Origin of the sequence: Serratia sp. J2 (assembly GCF_046269175.1) — a bacterium.
In the GTDB taxonomy this organism is placed as follows: Bacteria; Pseudomonadota; Gammaproteobacteria; order Enterobacterales; family Enterobacteriaceae; genus Chania; species Chania fonticola_C.
The window spans coordinates 67117-86729 of record NZ_JBKABN010000004.1 but is presented as its reverse complement, the minus strand read 5'-3'; the positions used below and the strand labels follow the sequence as shown (position 1 = coordinate 86729).

The 19613-nt window shown below is 52.2% G+C and carries 17 protein-coding genes and 1 pseudogene; 12 read left to right on the top strand and 6 right to left on the bottom strand.

What is annotated here, in order from left to right:
* The first annotated feature begins 119 nt into the window (after window positions 1-119).
* Together ACKWMY_RS05675 and ACKWMY_RS05670 are read left to right on the top strand one after the other, a co-directional pair.
* On the top strand, window positions 120-1313 hold the full coding sequence (locus tag ACKWMY_RS05675; RefSeq protein WP_409486021.1) for a M20 aminoacylase family protein: 1194 nt from the start codon (window positions 120-122) through the stop codon (window positions 1311-1313).
* Between the two features lie 131 nt (window positions 1314-1444).
* Window positions 1445-2728 (top strand): MFS transporter, encoded by a 1284-nt coding sequence (locus ACKWMY_RS05670; protein WP_065685731.1) that lies wholly within the window; start codon window positions 1445-1447, stop codon window positions 2726-2728.
* A 123-nt stretch (window positions 2729-2851) separates the two neighbouring features.
* Here the strand turns inward: ACKWMY_RS05670 and ACKWMY_RS05665 are convergent, their stop codons facing one another.
* Window positions 2852-3217, bottom strand: a complete 366-nt coding sequence (locus tag ACKWMY_RS05665; protein ID WP_024531187.1) for a hypothetical protein — start codon at window positions 3215-3217, stop codon at window positions 2852-2854.
* Window positions 3218-3572: 355 nt separating this feature from the next.
* Here ACKWMY_RS05665 and tyrR point away from each other — a divergent pair, with 355 nt between their 5' ends.
* Complete coding sequence (gene tyrR, locus ACKWMY_RS05660) at window positions 3573-5144, top strand: transcriptional regulator TyrR (protein WP_024531188.1); 1572 nt, start codon at window positions 3573-3575, stop codon at window positions 5142-5144.
* Window positions 5145-5209: 65 nt separating this feature from the next.
* On the opposite strand, the gene tpx is transcribed toward tyrR, so the two are convergent.
* The gene (gene tpx, locus ACKWMY_RS05655) at window positions 5210-5713 is read right to left on the bottom strand and encodes a thiol peroxidase (RefSeq protein ID WP_409486020.1); all 504 of its coding nucleotides are present in this window, start codon (window positions 5711-5713) and stop codon (window positions 5210-5212) included.
* A 167-nt stretch (window positions 5714-5880) separates the two neighbouring features.
* Between tpx and ycjG the strand changes: the two genes are divergently transcribed.
* Window positions 5881-6852, top strand: coding sequence for an L-Ala-D/L-Glu epimerase (gene ycjG, locus ACKWMY_RS05650; RefSeq protein ID WP_409486019.1), 972 nt, complete (start codon window positions 5881-5883; stop codon window positions 6850-6852).
* Here ycjG and mpaA read toward each other — a convergent pair.
* On the bottom strand, window positions 6849-7556 hold the full coding sequence (gene mpaA, locus ACKWMY_RS05645; RefSeq protein ID WP_024531190.1) for a murein tripeptide amidase MpaA: 708 nt from the start codon (window positions 7554-7556) through the stop codon (window positions 6849-6851). The genes ycjG and mpaA overlap by 4 nt on opposite strands.
* Window positions 7557-7704: 148 nt before the next feature.
* Here mpaA and ACKWMY_RS05640 point away from each other — a divergent pair, with 148 nt between their 5' ends.
* The 3 genes from ACKWMY_RS05640 (at window position 7705) to zntB (ending at window position 10976) form a co-directional block, all read left to right on the top strand.
* Window positions 7705-8055, top strand: coding sequence for a hypothetical protein (locus tag ACKWMY_RS05640; protein ID WP_024531191.1), 351 nt, complete (start codon window positions 7705-7707; stop codon window positions 8053-8055).
* A gap of 161 nt (window positions 8056-8216) precedes the next feature.
* Window positions 8217-9851, top strand: a complete 1635-nt coding sequence (locus tag ACKWMY_RS05635) for an ABC transporter substrate-binding protein (RefSeq protein ID WP_409486018.1) — start codon at window positions 8217-8219, stop codon at window positions 9849-9851.
* 141 nt (window positions 9852-9992) lie between these two features.
* The gene (zntB, locus tag ACKWMY_RS05630; RefSeq protein WP_024531193.1) at window positions 9993-10976 is read left to right on the top strand and encodes a zinc transporter ZntB; all 984 of its coding nucleotides are present in this window, start codon (window positions 9993-9995) and stop codon (window positions 10974-10976) included.
* A gap of 440 nt (window positions 10977-11416) precedes the next feature.
* Here the strand turns inward: zntB and ACKWMY_RS05625 are convergent, their stop codons facing one another.
* The 3 genes and pseudogenes from ACKWMY_RS05625 to ACKWMY_RS05615 all read right to left on the bottom strand — a co-directional run.
* Window positions 11417-11815 (bottom strand): VOC family protein, encoded by a 399-nt coding sequence (locus ACKWMY_RS05625; protein WP_024531194.1) that lies wholly within the window; start codon window positions 11813-11815, stop codon window positions 11417-11419.
* A gap of 140 nt (window positions 11816-11955) precedes the next feature.
* Window positions 11956-12897, bottom strand: coding sequence for a tRNA 2-thiocytidine(32) synthetase TtcA (ttcA, locus tag ACKWMY_RS05620; RefSeq protein ID WP_074029181.1), 942 nt, complete (start codon window positions 12895-12897; stop codon window positions 11956-11958).
* Between the two features lie 48 nt (window positions 12898-12945).
* Window positions 12946-13305, bottom strand: a pseudogene (locus ACKWMY_RS05615) (tyrosine-type recombinase/integrase); the annotation flags it as partial.
* Window positions 13306-13403: 98 nt separating this feature from the next.
* Here ACKWMY_RS05615 and ACKWMY_RS05610 point away from each other — a divergent pair.
* From ACKWMY_RS05610 to ACKWMY_RS05590, 5 genes are all read left to right on the top strand, one after another.
* Window positions 13404-13805, top strand: coding sequence for a hypothetical protein (locus ACKWMY_RS05610; protein ID WP_409486017.1), 402 nt, complete (start codon window positions 13404-13406; stop codon window positions 13803-13805).
* A gap of 664 nt (window positions 13806-14469) precedes the next feature.
* Window positions 14470-14817 carry a hypothetical protein gene (locus ACKWMY_RS05605; protein ID WP_074029178.1) on the top strand — a complete coding sequence of 116 codons (348 nt, stop codon included), beginning with the start codon at window positions 14470-14472 and terminating at the stop codon, window positions 14815-14817.
* A 518-nt stretch (window positions 14818-15335) separates the two neighbouring features.
* Window positions 15336-16610 (top strand): HlyD family secretion protein, encoded by a 1275-nt coding sequence (locus ACKWMY_RS05600; RefSeq protein WP_074029383.1) that lies wholly within the window; start codon window positions 15336-15338, stop codon window positions 16608-16610.
* Entirely contained in the window at window positions 16603-18714 is a 2112-nt protein-coding gene (locus tag ACKWMY_RS05595; RefSeq protein WP_211136690.1) for a peptidase domain-containing ABC transporter, read from the top strand. The genes ACKWMY_RS05600 and ACKWMY_RS05595 overlap by 8 nt, the downstream gene beginning before the upstream one ends.
* A 202-nt stretch (window positions 18715-18916) precedes the next feature.
* Window positions 18917-19600, top strand: coding sequence for a hypothetical protein (locus tag ACKWMY_RS05590; protein WP_409486016.1), 684 nt, complete (start codon window positions 18917-18919; stop codon window positions 19598-19600).
* The last annotated feature ends 13 nt before the right edge of the window (window positions 19601-19613 follow it).

Below are 19613 nucleotides of genomic sequence, written 5' to 3'. Positions count from 1 at the left end.
AAAGAAGACGGTATATTTGATCAACAATTAATCTGAATATCTGACTGCGCCAGCGGAGAATCGTGCAGTATTCACTCGCCGCTTCGGCACCAAGACATCAATCCCAAGGACAGGAGGTAATGAACATGCCGCACCGTGAGCCGAACTTAGAGGCCTTCCAACCCTATGCCGATGAAAGCCAAACCCTCCGTCGACATATTCATCAGTACCCTGAACTGGGATTCGAAGAACGACAAACCGCCGATCTGGTAGCGAGAAAGCTTGAGGAGTGGGGGTATCAGGTGACACGTGGGCTCGGTATCACCGGCCTGGTTGGGACGTTGAAAAGGGGCAACAGCCCCCGCACGTTAGGTATTCGGGCAGATATGGATGCTTTGCCGATCCTGGAAAATACGCAACTCCCTTACAGCAGCCAGCACGAAGGTATCATGCATGCCTGTGGGCATGACGGCCACACCGCGATGCTGCTTGGCGCGGCACATTATCTGGCCGATCACGCCTGTTTCGATGGCACCTTGCACCTCATTTTTCAACCCGCAGAAGAGGGGTTGGCCGGTGCCCAGAAGATGATCGACGACGGCCTGTTTAAACGCTTCCCTTGTGACGCCGTTTTTGCCATGCACAACATGCCAGGCTTCCCGCAGGGGCAATTTGTCTTTGGTGAGGGGGCGTTTATGGCTTCCAGTGATACGGTCACCCTCACCATCCACGGCAAAGGGGGACATGGCGCGATGCCGAAGGGCACCGTTGATGCCGTGGTCGTCGGGGCCAGCATTGTGATGGCATTGCAGACGATCGTCGCGCGTAATCTGGGGGCGCAAGAACCGGGCGTGATCACCGTAGGTTCATTCCAGTCAGGCATGGCCAGTAATGTCATCGCGGACTCAGCGGTATTAAAGTTAAGCGTGCGTGCGTTGGATCCGCAGGTCAGGGAATGGCTGGAAGAGCGAATCAAGACGTTAGTGGCGGCCCAGGCGGCGTCATATGGTGCCAGGATCGATATTGACTATGATCACACCTATCCCGTGTTGGTCAACCAACCGGAGATGACCCGCTTTGCCAAACAGGTGGCGCAAAATTTAATGGGTGAAAGTCATCCGCAGCAGGTGATTGATATTCCGGAACCGCTGATGGGCAGCGAAGATTTTGCCTTTATGCTGAACCAGTGCCCGGGCAGTTATTTATTATTAGGTAACGGCCAGGGGGAAAATAGCTGCATGGTACACAACCCCGGCTATGATTTTAATGATGCAATCATACTCAAAGGGATCGCATATTGGTCTGCATTGACGCAGGAATTCCTGAAGGAATAAACCTCGGTCTTTAATAAGCTGGTGATGCTCCTGAATTTGTTGGGGTCGAAAATGTTCGATCCCTGCATAACATCGATTATCTGGACGGGTGCAGCATGCGGCGCCCCGACAAATTAAATTAAGGACCGGCCATGGATAGCGTCAAGGAAAGAAAATCCCCGGCAAGGGCCATTGTGGCTACCACGTTAGGCAATGGCTTAGAGTTTTTTGATCTGGTGCTTTACGCATTTTTTGCGACCTATATAGCAAAAGCTTATTTCCCCGCGACAGACCCTTTGGTGAGCATGACGATGACCTTCCTGATCTTTGGGATGGGTTATCTTGCCAGGCCGCTGGGGGCGCTGGTCATCGGCCATTATGCCGATAAAAAAGGGCGCAAGCCTGCCATGACGTTGACGTTCCTGCTGATGGGGCTCAGTACCCTGACGATTGGTATCACCCCGTCATATGAAAGCATCGGGACTGCGGCCCCGATCATTATTACCCTGGCCAGGCTGATGCAAGGCTTCTCCGCAGGCGGTGAGTTAGGCGCATCCACTACACTGCTGGTGGAGTATGCCAAACCCCATAATCGTGGGTTTTACGGGGGATGGCAGGTAGCGAGCCAAGGTGCGGGCAACGTATTTGCCGCCATGACGTTGGTGATCCTGGTTAATTGTATGCCAGAGGCGAGTGTGGAAGCCTGGGGCTGGCGCATCCCGTTCCTGTTTGGCATCGTGATTGTTCCGGTGGGGCTGTATATTCGCTTTAAGCTGGAAGAAACCGCCACTCACACCTTACCAACGGCTACCGAAAGCGTCAGCAAAATACCCCTGCTGGAAGTGATAACTACCTACTATAAAGAAACCTTGGCGGGAATTTTGCTGACGATGGGGGGAACCATTCCACATATGATCATCATGTTTTATATTCCCAACTATGCCATCAGCATATTAAAACTGGATACCAGCTATAGCATGTTAATCGGTGCCATCGCCGGTTTGATTACGTTGATTGGCGGGCCGCTGGCGGGGATGTGGTCAGATAACGTTGGCAGGGTCCGATTGATTGCCTGGGCGAGAATAGCGATTGTTGTGCTGATTTATCCGGCGTTTTATTTACTCAGCACCTACCCCAGTGTTGAAATGCTGTTTGCGGTGATGATTGTACTGAGCATTATCAATATTATCGGTGCTTCGCCTTCCATCACCATTTTGCCAGAAATATTCCCAAGGCGGGTAAGAACTACCGGGTTGTCGCTGGTTTATAGCGTTGCCGTGGGGATTTTTGGCGGCTTCTCATTATCGGTGGCTTCCTATCTGATCAAGTTAACCGGTAATACCACGGCTCCGGCGTTTTACGTGATTGCCGGCTGTGTTTTATCGCTGTTCGCCTTCCTGTATATCAAGGAAACCAGCCAGGCTCCGCTCAATTAATGACCTTCCGGTGCAACCCTCTCATTTAGTGAGAGGGGCTGCTCTTTTGGGTAATCCAGGTCACTTCATCACCCACGATCTTGCGGCTGAACACGTCTTCTATCAGAGACGGTTAAAGCGCCATTACCACTTATAGCCCATGTTCACGCTGTAGTCAGGATCCTGATTGGTGGAGTAGGGATCGGATTGGCGAAGGCGATCGGTTTTTTTCACTGGGCGATTTAGCGTCGAATACGATTTGTCGCGCGGGCGGCTGCAGCTGGGATGATCGCATTCTAGATTGGCACTGAAGCCGGTTTTATCTTCTGATTCTGACCAGATCACTGGCGCCTTGGCGGTTTTTTCCGCGGGCCCAGGCGCGGCTTTGGGGGCGGGGGCGGCTTTGATGCTGGGTTCCGGCGCCTTGTAGGATAGGTCCAGCGCCAGGGTTGGGGCGCTCAACAACAGCGTGGCGCAGCAGAATGCCGCCAGTGTATGCTTTCTAGGCATGGTCAATCTCTCTTTAATAGTTACGCCACGCAACTATAAAATAGTCAGACGAGAATTACTATCATTTGTAACCGGTAAGGGCCATTTTCTCAGTTTGTAACCGCAGATTGACGAAAGAACATCCCCCTGTGAGCGCATGATAATCCGCTGCCAAAATAATGCTGAATGTGATAACTCTCTAGAAATAAGCTAAAATTACGCCGATGGTGTTATTGGGTGGCGTTTAAAACCGCTAATAGCAGTGATAAACTGGAGCTCTGTCAACTTTTGCTGACAGATCGCTTCTACCTTCCGGGGGGAGAGGTTATCATCATCACCAGACATCCCCGCACCTGCAGAGATAAGGCCAATACTGATGCGTTTGGAAGTATTTTGCGAAGACCGTCTCGGTCTCACTCGAGAATTACTCGATCTTTTGGTATCGCGCGGTATCGACCTGCGCGGCATCGAAATTGATCCTATCGGCCGTATTTACCTCAATTTTTCCCAGCTGGATTTTGATACCTTCCGCGCGCTGATGGCGGAGATCCGGCGCATCAGCGGTGTGACCGATGTGCGCACCGTTAACTTTATGCCTTCCGAACGTGAACACCGTGCGTTACGTGCGCTGCTGGAGTCGATGCCGGAACCGGTATTTTCCATCGATATGAAAGGCAAGGTGGAACTGACAAACCCGGCGGCTCAGACGCTGTTCAACTTCAGCGAAGACAAGATCCGCAATCAAACGGCGAGCCAGCTGATTGGTGGCTATAACTTTGGCCGCTGGCTGGAGAGTGAAGACACTAAGCCGCATTCCGAACGGGTGGTGATCCGCAGCCAGGATTTCCTGATGGATATCACCCCGATCTATCTGGAAGATGAGCAACAGCAGAATGCTCCCGTGGGCGCCGTGGTCATGCTCAAATCCACCGCCCGCATGGGCCGCCAGCTGCAGAACCTGTCGGTGAATGATGATACCGAGTTTGACCATATTGTCGCCGTCAGCCCGAAAATGCGCCACGTGCTGGAGCAGGCGCGCAAGTTGGCCATGCTGGATGCCCCATTGCTGATTGTGGGCGATACCGGCACGGGGAAAGATATTTTAGCGCGGGCCTGCCATCTGCGCAGCCCACGTGGCAAACAGCCGTTCCTGGCGCTGAACTGTGCCGCCTTGCCGGACGATGTGGTGGAGAGCGAACTGTTTGGCCATGCGCCGGGTGCTTATCCAAATGCGTTGGAAGGTAAGAAGGGCTTCTTTGAGCAGGCCAACGGTGGCTCGGTGTTGCTGGATGAGATTGGCGAGATGTCGCCGCGCATGCAAACCAAACTGCTGCGTTTCCTCAACGACGGTACGTTCCGCCGGGTAGGGGAAGAGCATGAGGTGCATGTGGACGTCCGGGTGATCTGCGCCACGCAGAAAAACCTGACCGAGCTAGTGCAGCGCGGTGAATTCCGTGAAGATCTCTATTACCGTTTGAACGTGCTGACCATCACCATCCCGCCGCTGCGCGAACGCCCGCAGGATATCATGCCGCTCACCGAGCTGTTTGTGGCGCGCTTTGCCGATGAACAAGGGGTCGCCAGGCCGAAACTGGCCAACGATCTCAGTAGCTTCCTCTGCAAGTACGGTTGGCCGGGCAACGTGCGCCAACTGAAGAACGCCATCTATCGTGCCCTGACCCAAACGGACGGCTACGAGCTGCGCCCGCAAGATATCATTCTGCCAGATTTTGAGGTGGAGATAGCGCTAGGGGATGAAGTGATGGAAGGCTCGCTGGATGATATCAGCAAGCGTTTTGAACGCTCGGTGCTGACTCGTCTTTATCGCACTTATCCCAGCACCCGCAAACTGGCCAAGCGCTTGGGCGTCTCGCATACGGCAATTGCCAATAAGCTGCGGGAATACGGGCTGAGCAATCGCAAGCTTACCGACGACAGCGAAGAATAGCGCCACTTTATTTCAGGCATAAAAAAGCCCGGCTTAAAAAACCGGGCTTTTTGGTCTCTACAGGCTTATTTCAGCGCGGCAAGCGCGGCATCGTAATCTGGCTCGGTGGTAATTTCATTTACCAGCTCGCTATACAGCACGTTGTCTTGGCCATCCAGCACCACCACGGCGCGCGCGGTCAGACCGGCCAATGGGCCTTCGACAATCTCTACACCATACGCCTGCTTGAAATCACCGCCGCGCAGGGTAGACAGGGTAACCACGTTGTTCAGGCCTTCTGCACCGCAGAAGCGTGACTGGGCGAACGGCAGGTCGGAAGAGATACACAGGACCATGGTGTTATCCAGGCCACTCGCCAACTGGTTGAATTTACGCACCGATGCGGCACAGACGCCGGTATCAATGCTTGGGAAGATGTTCAGGACTTTGCGTTTACCCACGAAGCTGCTCAGGGCAACGTCTGACAGGTCTTTGGCAACCAGGGTAAAGCTTTTTGCCTGCTCGCCCTGCTGTGGCAGTTTGCCTGCTACAGTGACAGGGTTGCCTTGAAAATGTACGGTCTGAGTCATTGCTCGGTTCCTTTCAACGATGTTTATACAAAGATGTGAAGCCGATTAACACCGGGTTCACAATCTCGAAGCAGTTTAAGGCAACAATCGCACCTTGGATAGATAAAGTTTATAAACTGCAGGTATAGTGGACTGACTTTATGCGCTTTTTTCGCTCGGGAGCCGTTATGAGAAGCATGCGTTTTTACTCTGAAGCCTGGCCATTGCATACCGCCTTTGTGATCGCACGCGGTAGCCGGACCGAAGCCAAAGTCGTGGTGGTCGAGATTGAACAGCAGGGTATGCGCGGTGTCGGTGAATGCACCCCTTATCCGCGCTATGGCGAGAGCGAAACCTCAGTGATGGAGCAGTTGGCCGACGTGTCTGCGGCCATCGCACAAGGGGTGACCCGGCAGGAGTTGCAACGCCTGATGCCCGCAGGGGCGGCTCGTAACGCGGTCGATTCGGCATTGTGGGATTTGGAATGCCGCCTGGCTGGCAAAGATCTGTGGCAATTGAGCGGCATTACCGCACCGGAACGCGTAGTGATGGCGCAAACGCTCAGCATCGGCTCGCCCGAAGCGATGGCGTTTGCCGCTAAAGAGCTGGAACAACAGGGCGCGACGTTGCTGAAAATCAAGCTAGACGATCACCTGATCAGCGAAAGGCTGGTGGCGATCCGCACGGCGGTGCCGCAGATGACGTTGATCGTTGATGCCAATGAGTCCTGGCAAGCGGAAGGGTTGGCATCGCGTTGCCAACTGCTGGCGGATTTAGGCGTGGCGATGCTGGAGCAACCCTTACCGGCCAGCGACGACCGCGCCCTGGAAAACTTCATCCATCCATTACCGATTTGCGCCGACGAGAGTTGCCACACCAGCGGCGATTTGCCTCGTTTGGCGGGGCGCTATCAGATGGTCAATATCAAGCTGGATAAAGCCGGTGGGCTGACCGAAGGGTTACAGCTTGCCGCACAGGCGCGGGCGCAGGGCTTCGAGATCATGCTCGGCTGTATGCTCTGTACCTCAAGAGCCATTACTTCGGCGCTGCCGTTGGTGCCCGGCGCCCGTTTTGTGGATCTCGATGGCCCAACCTGGCTGGCAAAAGACGTCGTGCCAGGTTTGGCCTTTGAGTGCGGCGCTATTGAGCTTTCACGCTAGTCAGCGTAGGTCAGCAACTCGACCATGGCGGCCAGGTAGTTTTCACTGGCGGCGTCGGCTGAGATCGGCGGGAACTCGGCGGTGATGCAGGGTAAGGACAAGTCGGCACACCAACTGCCGAAGGACCCTGGCGTTTCATAGCCGACGCTGGTCACCAGCGGCAGGGCAAACTTATGTGCCAGCCAAACGCCCAAAGCGGAGCTTTCCGGATCTTCTATACAGGCCAATGGCTCATGGAAGGACACCACCCAGCGTGGCTTCAGGCGATGGATCAAATGGCACAATCCCTGAGTTTCCGGTTCTGAGCCGGGCCTGCCGCCGGTGGAGAGCCGCACGTCACGAGCCTCTGCCGCACTGTTCCAACGGTAGACCGTATCGCCAGAGCGCCAGTTGGCCGCCGGGAAATTGCGGTTCAGATCGACGCCGTTGGCATTGGAGCGTAACCCAAGCTGGCAACCATCCGGATTGACCGCCAGGATCACATGATGGCGCAGTTGGGCGGGGGCGATACTGCGTAATGCGCAGGATAACGTCACTACCGCGGCAGTTTCATCCCCATGGGTGCCTGCAATCACCAACCCGGTATCCGGGCCGCTTTTGGCCGCTGGGAAATACAGCAGCGGGGCGCCTAACATCGATTTACCGTAAGTTTCACCTGCAACTGCCAGCTGGCCACGCTCACTGCGCGGTCTGTGTTGGGTCATGGGGTTTCCCTTTAAGCCAAAGTCAGAAATAATTGTGATGTTATTGAGTGTATTACGCTTTCGCTCATCTTTCCCAGTCTGTTAAGCGAATAAAGTGATGTCTATTGTTATACTATCGGCAGAGTGCTAACGACAAAGAGGATTTATCATGCCAGTTGCCAGAATAGTCGCGTGTTACAGCGAAAACGAAAAAGACACCATCACCCTACTGTGCGGCGTGGATGCAGAAAACCAGATCCGTCAGGGTGAGTGGTTTGGCGTAGTGAAAAATGACGATGGGCGTGGGGACGAATCCAACTATCCGTTCACCTTGCACGTGGATCATCAGAAAGGGGAGTTCTTCCTCGACTATGGTTTTGACGACGCCGAATCACGCCAGTTGCAAAAGACCGACATCCAGCTCAACCCGCTGGTAGAGAAAGGCTATTTCACCATCTTCGATGAAGAAGAAGGGGAAGAGTTCAGCTATAAGATCGCCAGTATTCATCTTTACGACTGATCCTGCCTAAGCAAACAGCCCGCAGTGCCGATAATGGCTGCGGGCTTTTTTTTTGGATCAAACATCCACTTTTTACATTCTTGTTACGCCAGGCTATAGGTGGCGGGCATCTTTGTGCTATATGATAAAAAATTCATGGGGTTAACTGGGGCATATCTAACATGACGAGAAGAAAAATTCTGGCGAGTTTTCGTTTAACGCTTTGCGCGGTCACCATCAGCGTGGGTATTAGTGGTGCTATGGCAGCTCAGGTTCCCCCAGGTACCGCTCTGGCGGAGAAACAGGAGATCGTCCGGCACATCAAAGATGAGCCGGCGTCACTCGATCCGATTAAAGCCGTGGGCCTGCCAGAAGCGCAGGTGGCACGCGATCTGTTTGAAGGGCTGGTGAATCAGGACGCGCATGGTAAAGTGATCCCCGGTGTCGCTACGCGCTGGCAGACCGCGGATAACCAGACCTATATCTTCACGCTGCGCAAAGATGCCCGCTGGTCCAACGGTGACCCTGTCACGGCGAAAGACTTCGTTTATAGCTGGCAACGGCTGGTCGATCCGAAAAGCCTGTCGCCGTTTGCCTGGTTTGCTCAGCTAGCCGGGATCCAGAATGCCGAAGAGATTATCGCCGGTAAGCTGCCCATCGATAAGCTTGGCGTGGTGGCAGTGGATGACCATACGCTAAAAGTGCAGCTGAACAAGCCTGTGCCCTATTTTGTCAGCCTGACGGCCAATTTCAGCCTGTTCCCGGTACCAAAAGCCGTGGTTGAGCAATACGGCAACGATTGGACCAAAGTGGGCAATCTGGTAGGTAATGGCGCATTCAAACTGCAAGAGCGAGTGGTTAACGAAAAGCTGGTATTGGTGCCGAACGACCATTATTGGGACCATAAACACACCGTGTTGACCAAGGTGACCTTTGTACCCATTAACCAGGAATCCAACGCCACCAAGCGTTATCAGGCTGGTGACATCGATATTACCGAATCCTTCCCGAAAAACATGTACCAAAAGCTGTTGAAGGATATCCCAGACCAGGTTTACACGCCTGATCAACTCGGCACCTATTACTACGCTTTCAATACCCAACGTGCGCCAACCAATGACGTAAGAGTGCGCAAAGCCTTGTCTTACGCTATCGATCGCAAGATCATTGCCGAGAAAGTGCTGGGTACCGGCGAGAAGCCGGCCTACCATTTCACGCCGGATGTCACTGCGGGCTTTAAGCCGGAAACCAGCCTGCTGCAGCAACAGTCCCAGGAAGAGTTGAACGAGCAAGCCAAGGCGCTGATGCAGGCGGCGGGTTATGGTCCGAACCATCCTCTGAAATTGACCCTGCTGTATAACACCTCAGAGAGTCACCAAAAGATTGCCATTGCGGTGGCGTCAATGTGGAAGCAAACCTTGGGCGTTGACGTTAAACTGCAAAATCAGGAGTGGAAAACCTATATCGACAGCCGTAACACCGGCAATTTCGACGTGGTTCGTGCCTCCTGGGTGGGGGATTACAACGAGGCCTCGACCTTCCTGTCGCTGCTGACCTCTTCACACACCGGGAATATCGCCAAATTTAACAGCCCGCAATACGACCGTCTGTTGGCCGACGCCAGTCGCGAGACTAATCCAACGGCGTTAACCGCCGATTATAACAAGGCCGAGCAGATGATTGCGGCCGAGGCTCCGATCGCCCCGATCTATCAATATACCAACGGGCGACTGATCAAGCCTTGGGTGAAGGGTTACCCAATCACTAACCCTGAAGATGTCGCCTACAGCCAGGAAATGTACATTCTGAAACATTGATGTTCAGAGTCCTGACGCCTGCCCAAGCCCTCGCCAACGCGGGGGCTTTTTACTTTAAAATCCCGTTATGGCGGTGCCACTTTTATCCCTAAGACAATAACGCTAGACTCTGTATCAACGGCAAAATAATGAGGGTTTTTAATGGATGTCATTGAGGGGCGCGAACTGCAGGTGCCCGACGCGGTCTATGCCTATCAACTCGACGGCAAGGGTGGCACCACGCCAATTGAGGATGACGATAAGATCACCAGCGAGGAACCATGCTGGCTGCATCTGGACTATGCCCATCCGGCCAGCGCCGAGTGGCTGGCAAATACACCGTTGCTGCCCGATCTGGTCAGAGAAGCGCTGGCGGGGGAAAGCACGCGGCCACGCGTCACCCGATTGGGCGACGGGACGCTGATCACGCTGCGCGGCATCAATTTCAACACGGACTCACGGCCAGACCAACTGGTGACGTTCCGCGTGTACATCACCGATAAGATGATTATATCCACCCGCCATCGCAAGGTTTACTCGATCGATGAGGTGGTCAATGAATTGCGCAATGGCCAGGGGCCGATTAATAGCGGTAACTGGCTGGTAGAAATCGCTGATGCGCTCACCGACCACACCAGTGAATTCATCGAAGATCTACACGACAAGATCATCGATCTGGAAGATGCGCTGTTAGAGCAGCAAATCCCTGAACGTGGGCAATTGGCGCTGATCCGCAAACAGTTGATTGTGCTACGCCGTTACATGGCACCACAGCGCGATGTTTTCTCACGTTTAGCGAGTGACCGCCTGCCGTGGATGAATGATGACGAACGTCGCCGCATGCAGGACATTGCCGATCGCCTGGGGCGCGGATTAGATGATCTTGATGGCAGCATTGCCCGTACGGCGATCCTGTCCGATGAGATCACTACCGTGATGGCCGACGCCATGAACCGCCGTACTTACACTATGTCGCTGATGGCGATGGTCTTCCTGCCTACCACTTTCCTGACCGGGCTGTTCGGGGTCAACCTTGGAGGGATCCCTGGCAGCGGTAGCCCACTGGCATTTGCCTCTTTCTGCTTCATGCTGTTGGCTTTGGTTGGGGGCGTTGCCTGGTGGTTGAGGCGGAGCCGCTGGCTATAACGACAAATAGTGGCGAAAACGCGAGTAAAGTTGAGCAGTATCAACATTTGCTCGCGCGAACTACGGCATTCTTGCTCTTGCAGGTGAATGCAACGTCAAGCGATGGGCGTTGCGCTCCATAATTGTTTTATTTACTTATTTTTAGAATTATTGCATAGCACATTTAATTCAATACGATGCCGGTTTAACCACCGGCATTTTTTTATGCTTTTTCCCTTCGGCTAATCCTTCCTGCATTCAAACGCTTGAGTGAAGATTTCCACTATTGTTATTCACGTTCGGACTAAGTCGCTTCACCAGATAGTGCTTACAGGCGGGGATCGTGCAGAACGCTGACACGCCGTGAATCCGTCCCTGGGGGCTCGTATCGCGTGTCCATGCGCTCAACGGCCGGCTAACCTGCAAGATCCCCACCTGCCTCCGGCTTCTGTGAGGCGGCGTTAAGCCGCGCTTTCATCCCAGAAGCTGGCTTCTATCTTGTGGCCATCCAGATCCCGGACGAAACAGCCGTAATAGGCGGCACCGTAATGTGGCCGTGAGCCCGGAGCACCGTCTTCTTGTGCCCCAGCGGCTACCGCCTGCTGATAAAACGCATCAACCTGCTGCTTGCTGGTGGCGAAGAAGCCGATATGCACGCCGTTCGCGGTGCCTGCGGGCTTACCGTCTATCGGCAGTTGCAACCAAAATTCAGGATAGTCTCGGCCATAGCCGATAGCGCCAGGGTGTTCCAGCACACGTCGGCAGCCTAGCGCACCGAGAACCCGGTCATAAAACTGTGCGGCGGCATCGAAATTGTTGGTTCCCAGCGAGACGTGGGAAAGGCAGGGGGTGATATTCATCGTTGGTCTCCTTTGACTGTATAAATAAACAGTATAAGGTAAAAACCGCACTGTCAGGCACTTTATGCGTGAATTGTGAACAGGATCTAACATTAAGCGGGGGAAAAACCTCCGCCTGCGGGCACAGGCGGAGAGAAGGACTATTTGATTTCCAGTACGTTCAGGCGTTCAAACGCGGGCGAGCCGTTGTCATCTGCGTCTTCCGGCTGCCAACCCACCGGTTGCAGTGGAATATCTTCACGGTCAAATGCCAAATCACCGCCATCAACCACTTCGCTGCCGTGGTGAATACCTTTGAAGTCAAACAGTTCGGTATCGCACAGATGCGAAGGCACCACGTTCTGCATGGCGCTGAACATGGTTTCGATACGGCCTGGGTAGCGTTTGTCCCAGTCGCGCAGCATATCGCCAATCACCTGGCGTTGCAGGTTTGGCTGTGAGCCACACAGGTTGCACGGGATTATCGGGAATTCTTTCGCTACCGAGAAACGCTCGATGTCTTTCTCACGGCAATAGGCCAGCGGGCGGATCACCACGTGTTTACCATCGTCGCTCATCAACTTGGGTGGCATACCTTTCAGCTTGCCGCCGTAGAACATGTTGAGGAACAGCGTTTGCAGGATATCGTCACGGTGGTGGCCAAGGGCAATTTTGGTGGCACCCAGCTCGGTGGCAGTACGGTAAAGGATGCCGCGGCGCAGACGTGAACACAGGGAGCAGGTGGTTTTGCCTTCCGGGATCTTATCCTTCACGATGCTGTAGGTGTTTTCTTCAACGATCTTATATTCCACACCCAGGCTTTCCAGATAGGCTGGCAGGATGTGCTCGGGGAAGCCGGGCTGTTTCTGATCCAGATTCACCGCGACCAGTGAGAAGTTCACCGGAGCGCTTTTTTGCAGATTGCGCAGGATCTCCAGCATGGTGTAGCTGTCTTTCCCGCCGGACAGGCAAACCATGATGCGATCGCCTTCCTCAATCATGTTGTAGGCGGCGATAGCTTCACCCACGTTGCGGCGCAGGCGTTTTTGCAGTTTGTTCAGGTTGTACTGCTCTTTAGGGTTAATTGATTGATTTTCTTGCATTATATTTTCCGTGAAACATCAAAAGGGGCAAAATTGAGGCAAAATATTCTAGATAGCCAGCCTGTCATTTAGCATGTTCACCTGCTCCCCGTTCATCTCTCCGATCCACTTTCCGTATATCTCGTAGACCATTTGTGCATTATCGTGTCCCATCTGATCCGCGATGAAGGACGGGTTGGCACCGGCCGATAACAGCCAGCACGCGAAAGTATGTCGCGTATGGTACGGATTACGACGCCGAATACCAGCGCGTTTTACAGCGGCGTTCCAGCGCGCACCGATAGACGACAGCTAATAGTCTGTTTTTTGCTGTTCTTTGGCCGGGCGTGGCCTAAAAACGAAATGTAGCCGCTGCCTTTCAGTTTTTCCATATTCACGGTGGTGAAAGGTAACCTCCATTTTGGGATGCAACAGCACTGGCCATAAGGTTGAGGTTCCGCTCGGGACTGTAACTGAAGTATTACGGAGGCAGCTACACTGGCGCAGTCCTGGGCATAGATGAGCCGATGGACACTATTACGCAAGTCGATCATCACGCGATTTTCATGTCGTACTTGGTACAGTTATACGGCAGTTACAAGCACGTCAGGAAAACCACGGAACCAGCTCCAATGGTTACGTCTGGAAGTCAGCACACAGGCGATGTTCAAGCTTTCCTGCAGAAGTATTTCGGCAATGAAAAAGATGGAATTGATGTAGCGGCACCGATGCACACCATCCAAACAAGTGATCGATTTGGGCTAGCTGAGGCTCACTGCGATGTTAAGCCGCTAACAGACGAGCAGTGCTATAACGCTTGGTGTATTGCGCGGCTGCTGGATGAGGAATTTTTTGGGGCGCGCAGGGCAAATACCCAGGTGAATCTTCCTTATGATTTAGCTGTCTATTTCTTATCTATTTTCCCATAGTCGGTACCTAAGTGTAGGGGGCTATTGGGGATGAAAATGTTAAGTGCATACTGACGAACGAGACTCGTGTTCTTACTGATATTTTGGCTCTTGGCATAAAAGGAGGCGAAAACGCCGGATTTCGAATTGACCAGGCATTACCAGGGAACTATGCCATAAAGCCGAATAACTCCATTTATCAAAGGCTTCAGCCTGTTCCGTGGAGTTCTGATATTTCACTTACGGCTATACGTAACCACATACCGGATTACATCGATCTGCGTGCTGGCACGCCTGCGGTAGAAGATCCAGTACCTAAATTGGAACCGGCGCACAGCGGGTGATATGGAACAGGACGAAGGATCCAAGGAATAATCCTCAAGGCTGGCAGAGATCCCGTCCATACTTTCTTTCCTTATCATTCACGAAAGAAATCTATCTTTTGTGCCCCTAATCATTAACAACATAAAGTAGTATTGTCATTATGATAATACGGTTGGTAGATAATACATTGATTTTGAATGATAAAATAAAATTTCACATCTATAAAAGTTAATGCTAACTCAATAAGTATTAAATTTTATAATCAAAGTTATTGAAAAGTACTTACATGTAGGTTACTAATTAATCGCTTTACGCAATTTTACATAGGGCAGTATCATCATTAAATCAAAAGGAGTTGTTTATGAAAATTATTGATCCATCATTATTAGGTACTATCTCTGGTGGCCGGGGGAATAATGGCGGCGATCGTGTTGATAACGGTGGTAGGACCAATGGCAATAGTAACAAAGGGAACGGGAATAGCTCTGGTGGGTTTTATGATAAATATGCTGATCCAGGCTGTTTCACTGGTGTAGTTGGTGGTGCAATAACAGGTGCCATCGGTGGCCCCGGCATTGCACTAGCGAATGCGCTCAATGGCGGAATTAACTCTGGGTGTCTCGATACCCCAAATAGAGGCAACGGTAACGGAGGGGGGACAGGTGGAAGCAACTGCGGTTCTGGCTCTGGCGGCTCATGTTCTTGGTAGTCGGCCAAAATTTACGTTTTAAATAAAATATGTCGGTTATACTCGTTTAGGCCAATTTCATGAAGAAACTTGTAAATATTCTTTCTATTTTGCTAGCCCTGTTTTTGTCAAATGCATTACTAAATGGGGCCGGAGTATGGCCATCATGGTGGTATGCTGCTCCATCAGATATTTCAAAAATTTTGGTTTCACTCGCGTGTACGTTTGTTGTGATCAAATTGGTATCTCGCCTAGTAAACCACTACTATCCAAAATAGTTGGCGGTAATATATTAACCGATTCACCATGCAAGGGCGCAGCATGCTGCGCCCGTTATTGGGTTCGTTAGGGACAGCGAGAATATTGCACGGCAAGTCTATCTTTTGCAAAGACTCCGTTATCTCAATAGGGTTCACTTCTGTGCTATACGGCGTTCGGCTGGTGTTTTCACCATTGAAATAACCTGGATTTGATATGCGATATCGAATGCGCGATATATGGCTGCTGATGCTATCTCCATCTTTTTAAGGAAGAAAACGGTGTTTCGCCAGGAAGCGATTGATAATCATAAAATAAAATGGTGCGGCCGGGCATTGCTGTTGCCCGGTATTTCCTTTTGGCTCATGTTGGGAATGTGCCTATTTTTTCTCATTGCGTTTCTCTCATTCATTATCGCCGGCACCTATATCCGGCGGGTCAATGTGACCGGCGAGATCAGCACCTATCCGCGCGCCGCCAACGTCTATTCCACCGTCCAGGGAGTGGTGGTCAAACAATTCGTCACAGAGGGACAGGTGATCACCGCTGGTGCGCCCATTTACCAGATCGATGTCAGCAAGAGTACCCACAGCGGTGTGGTCAGCGACAACCAGCGCCGGGATATCGATGGCCAGTTGGCGCGTATTGCGCAAATTGTCAGCCGACTGGAAAGCAGCAAGCAGGTCACACTCGCAATGCTGGAAAAACAAAAGACGCAGTATATCACCGCGTTCGCGCGCTCTACGGAGATACTCCGACTGGCTCAGGAAGGGATTCGCATCATGAAAGATAACATGGAGAACTACCGGCACTATCAGACCAAAGGATTGATTAACAAGGATCAACTTACCAACCAGGTGGCGCTGTATTATCAGCATCAGAACAACCTGCTGGGCTTGTCTGGCCAAAACGAGCAAAACGCCTTGCAGATCACCGCGCTGGAAAGTCAGATCTACACCCAGGCCGCCGAATTCGACAACAAGATTTACCAGATGCAGCTGCAGCGTTACGAGCTGCAAAAGGAACGGCTAAACATCGATGCTGGCGGGGCAATCATCGTCCGTGCCTTGGCCGAAGGTCGCATCGACTCGCTAAGCGTCACGGTCGGCCAAATGGTTAACGTCGGTGACAGTCTGCTGCAGGTGGTCCCGCACGAAATCGATCACTATGTTCTGGTGCTTTGGGTGCCCAACGACGCCATTCCCTATATTGACGCCGGTGATCAGGTCAATCTGCGCTATGACGCCTTTCCTGCGGAGAAATTTGGCCAGTTCGCAGGCACTGTGTCCGTCATCTCTAAAGCCCCGGCTTCGCCGCAGGAAATGCTGACTTACCAGGGTGCTCCAAAAGCCGCGTTGACCGCCTCCGAGCCGTATTACAAGGTTATCGTCAGACCGGAGAAACAGGCCATTGACTATGACGGCAAGCATCTTAGCCTGGAAAACGGCATGAAAGCACAAAGCACCCTATTTCTCGAGAAAAGGAAAATTTATCAATGGATGTTGTCACCGTTCTACGACATGACACACAGCGCGACGGGGCCGGTCAATGAGTAAGCTCGCTTTCAAACAGCTAGTCAGCCAGTTGGACCTGCGGTGGCGTCATCGGGTTCCGATGGTTCACCAAACAGAGTCCTCGGAGTGCGGACTCGCCAGCCTGGCGATGATTTGTGGCCATTACGGCAAAAACATCGACCTGATAGCGCTGCGCCGGGAGTTCAACCTATCGAGTCGTGGCGCCACGCTGGCCGGGCTGACCAGTATCGCCGAACAGTTGGGGCTGGCCACCCGCCCCCTGTCACTGGATCTGAACGAGCTTGGCGCCCTAAAAATACCCTGCATATTGCATTGGGAATTCAACCACTTCGTGGTGCTGGTTAGCGTCAAACGCAACCATGTGGTGCTGCATGATCCAGCGCGCGGCCACCGGACCGTCAGTCTTACGGAGCTGTCGCACAGTTTCACTGGCGTGGCGCTCGAAGCGTGGCCCGGCAGCGAATTCATCGCAGACAGTGTCAGCCACCGAATTCGCCTCCGCACACTGATTGGCAGCGTGCATGGCCTCAATAGGACGCTTGGCAAGATCTTTTGTTTGTCTCTAGTGTTCGAAACTATCAATCTGGTGATGCCGGTCGGCACACAACTGGTTATGGATCACGCCATTCCCGCCGGGGATCGCGGATTGTTGGCACTCATTTGCGTCGGACTGATGATATTCATTCTGTTGCGGGCTGCCATCGGTATGGTACGCGCCTGGTCCGGACTGGTGATGGCGACGCTCATCCATGTGCAGTGGCTGTCTGGCCTGTTTACCCATCTATTGCACTTGCCTCTGGGCTACTTTGAGCGGCGTAAGTTGGGTGATATTCAGTCACGCTTCGGCTCACTGGATGAGCTGCGCAGCACCTTCACCAGCAGTATTGTCGGCGCCATCATGGATTCCATCATGGTCATTGGCGTTCTGGTGATGATAGTGCTGTATGGCGGCTGGCTAACTTGGGTAGTGATCGCTTTCACCGCATTCTACGTACTGATGCGCATGCTGACCTACGGGTATTACCGACAACTGTCCGAGGAGGTTCTGGTGAGAAATGCCCGGGCCGGTTCGTATTTTATGGAGACGCTCTACGGCATCGCCACCGTCAAGATGCAGGGCATGGCGAAACGCCGCATTGCCCACTGGCTCAACCTCGAAATCGACACTATCAATACGGGTATCCGGGTTACCAAAATGGACATGCTGTTTGGCGGCATCAAAACTCTGGTTGCCGCCTGTGATCAGGTTGCCGTCCTGTGGTTGGGAACCAGCCTTGTGATCGATAACCAGATGACCATCGGGATGTTCGTAGCGTTCGGTGCCTTCCGGGGGCAGTTCTCTGACCGCATTGGATCGCTGACGGAGTTTTTACTGCAGTTGCGCATGATGAGCCTGCATAACGAACGCATTGCCGATATTGCTCTGCATCCGCGAGAAAATCGCAAACCCGATCTCCCTTACGAGCCGGGACTACAATCGGTGAGCTTGACAACCCATGATCTGAGCTATCGCTACGACAGCCAGTCACCGGTCATCTTTGATGCCCTAGAGATGACTGTTGCGCCGGGCGAGAGTGTGGCCATCGTAGGCCCATCTGGATCAGGCAAAACCACGTTGATGAAAGTGCTGTGCGGGCTGTTCCCCTCTGATTCTGGTCGTGTTGAGGTGAACGGTATCGATATTCAGCAGCTTGGTATCAACAACTACCATAAGATGATCGCCTGCGTGATGCAGGACGACAAGTTGTTCTCTGGTTCGATCCGGGAAAATATCTGTGGGTTTGCGGACGAGGTGGATGATGCGTGGATGCAGGAGTGTGCCCGTGCCAGCTATCTACATGACGTGATCATGCGCATGCCTATGGGATACGAAACCTTGATAGGGGAACTGGGTGAAGGATTGTCCGGCGGGCAAAAGCAACGGCTGTTTATTGCCCGTGCAATCTACAAGAAACCGGCAATTTTGTTCCTGGATGAGGCCACTAGTGCTCTGGACAAGGACAGTGAAGCGGTGGTAAATCAGGCAATAAAGGCGCTCAGCATTACGCGGGTGATCATTGCCCACCGTGAAACCACAATAGCGTCGGTCGATCGAGTCATTGAACTGACAAACAAGGCTGAGTAATGATCACACTAAGTCTCAAGTTCACTATTGCTTGGTGTATTTCAATCATGAAGGTAATGCGACGATAAAAATAAATTATTAATTATCAATGAGTTTTGATGGTGTCTGTTTTACATTCAGGTTGTACTGAGCTTTTTGGCTAATTGTTTGATTTTCTGACATTTAAATCGTGCTCGTTCTCATTTGGGGGCGCTACGGCGGTATGACACTTTTAGCGGGCAAGTTTAGCATTCTCTGGGAGGATTTGGTCATTATTCGTTTGAGCTGTGGTAATGTCAGTTCAAGGTTCATAGCCGTTCAAGGACAGATTGTGGTTGGCAACTCAACAGATTTAAAGGATCTCCTTGCAAAGACGCGTCCTGATTTTACCATTCAAAACTTACGTGACTTCACTGACTGGGCTGAACAGAGGGTATTAGCTGGAGAATACTCTGATAATCTGCTGATATTGGCTTCACTAGGGCTAGACAAAGATTTAGTCAGGGAAGAGGTGCAAACTTACTTTGCAGCATATCTTAAAGATATCGGTAAGCCCTATCCGGATAGTTTGGAGGCCACGGTCTACTATTTTCGACGATGCTTTAAGATTTTGGCCTGGTCTGAGGATGAAAACGTCGTTTGGGGCACGTTAATCGACACGTTCGATCGCTGGTATGAATTTGACAGCCCAATGTTAAGTCGAGTTGTTAACTATTGGAATGGAGTCCGAAGCGATTTCGTTGATTGCTTTGATGAGGAGTATGGTTATTTACATGTTATGTTCCCAAGACACTTCGACATTCCACGTCAAAAACAGTGTGATTACATAAGGGAAACCGCAAAGCGCTTTTTCTGGCTCTTAGAGTGCGAATACACTTGCTCGCTGATATTAAAAAACAGTTCGTAAGTGTTCAGGTGGC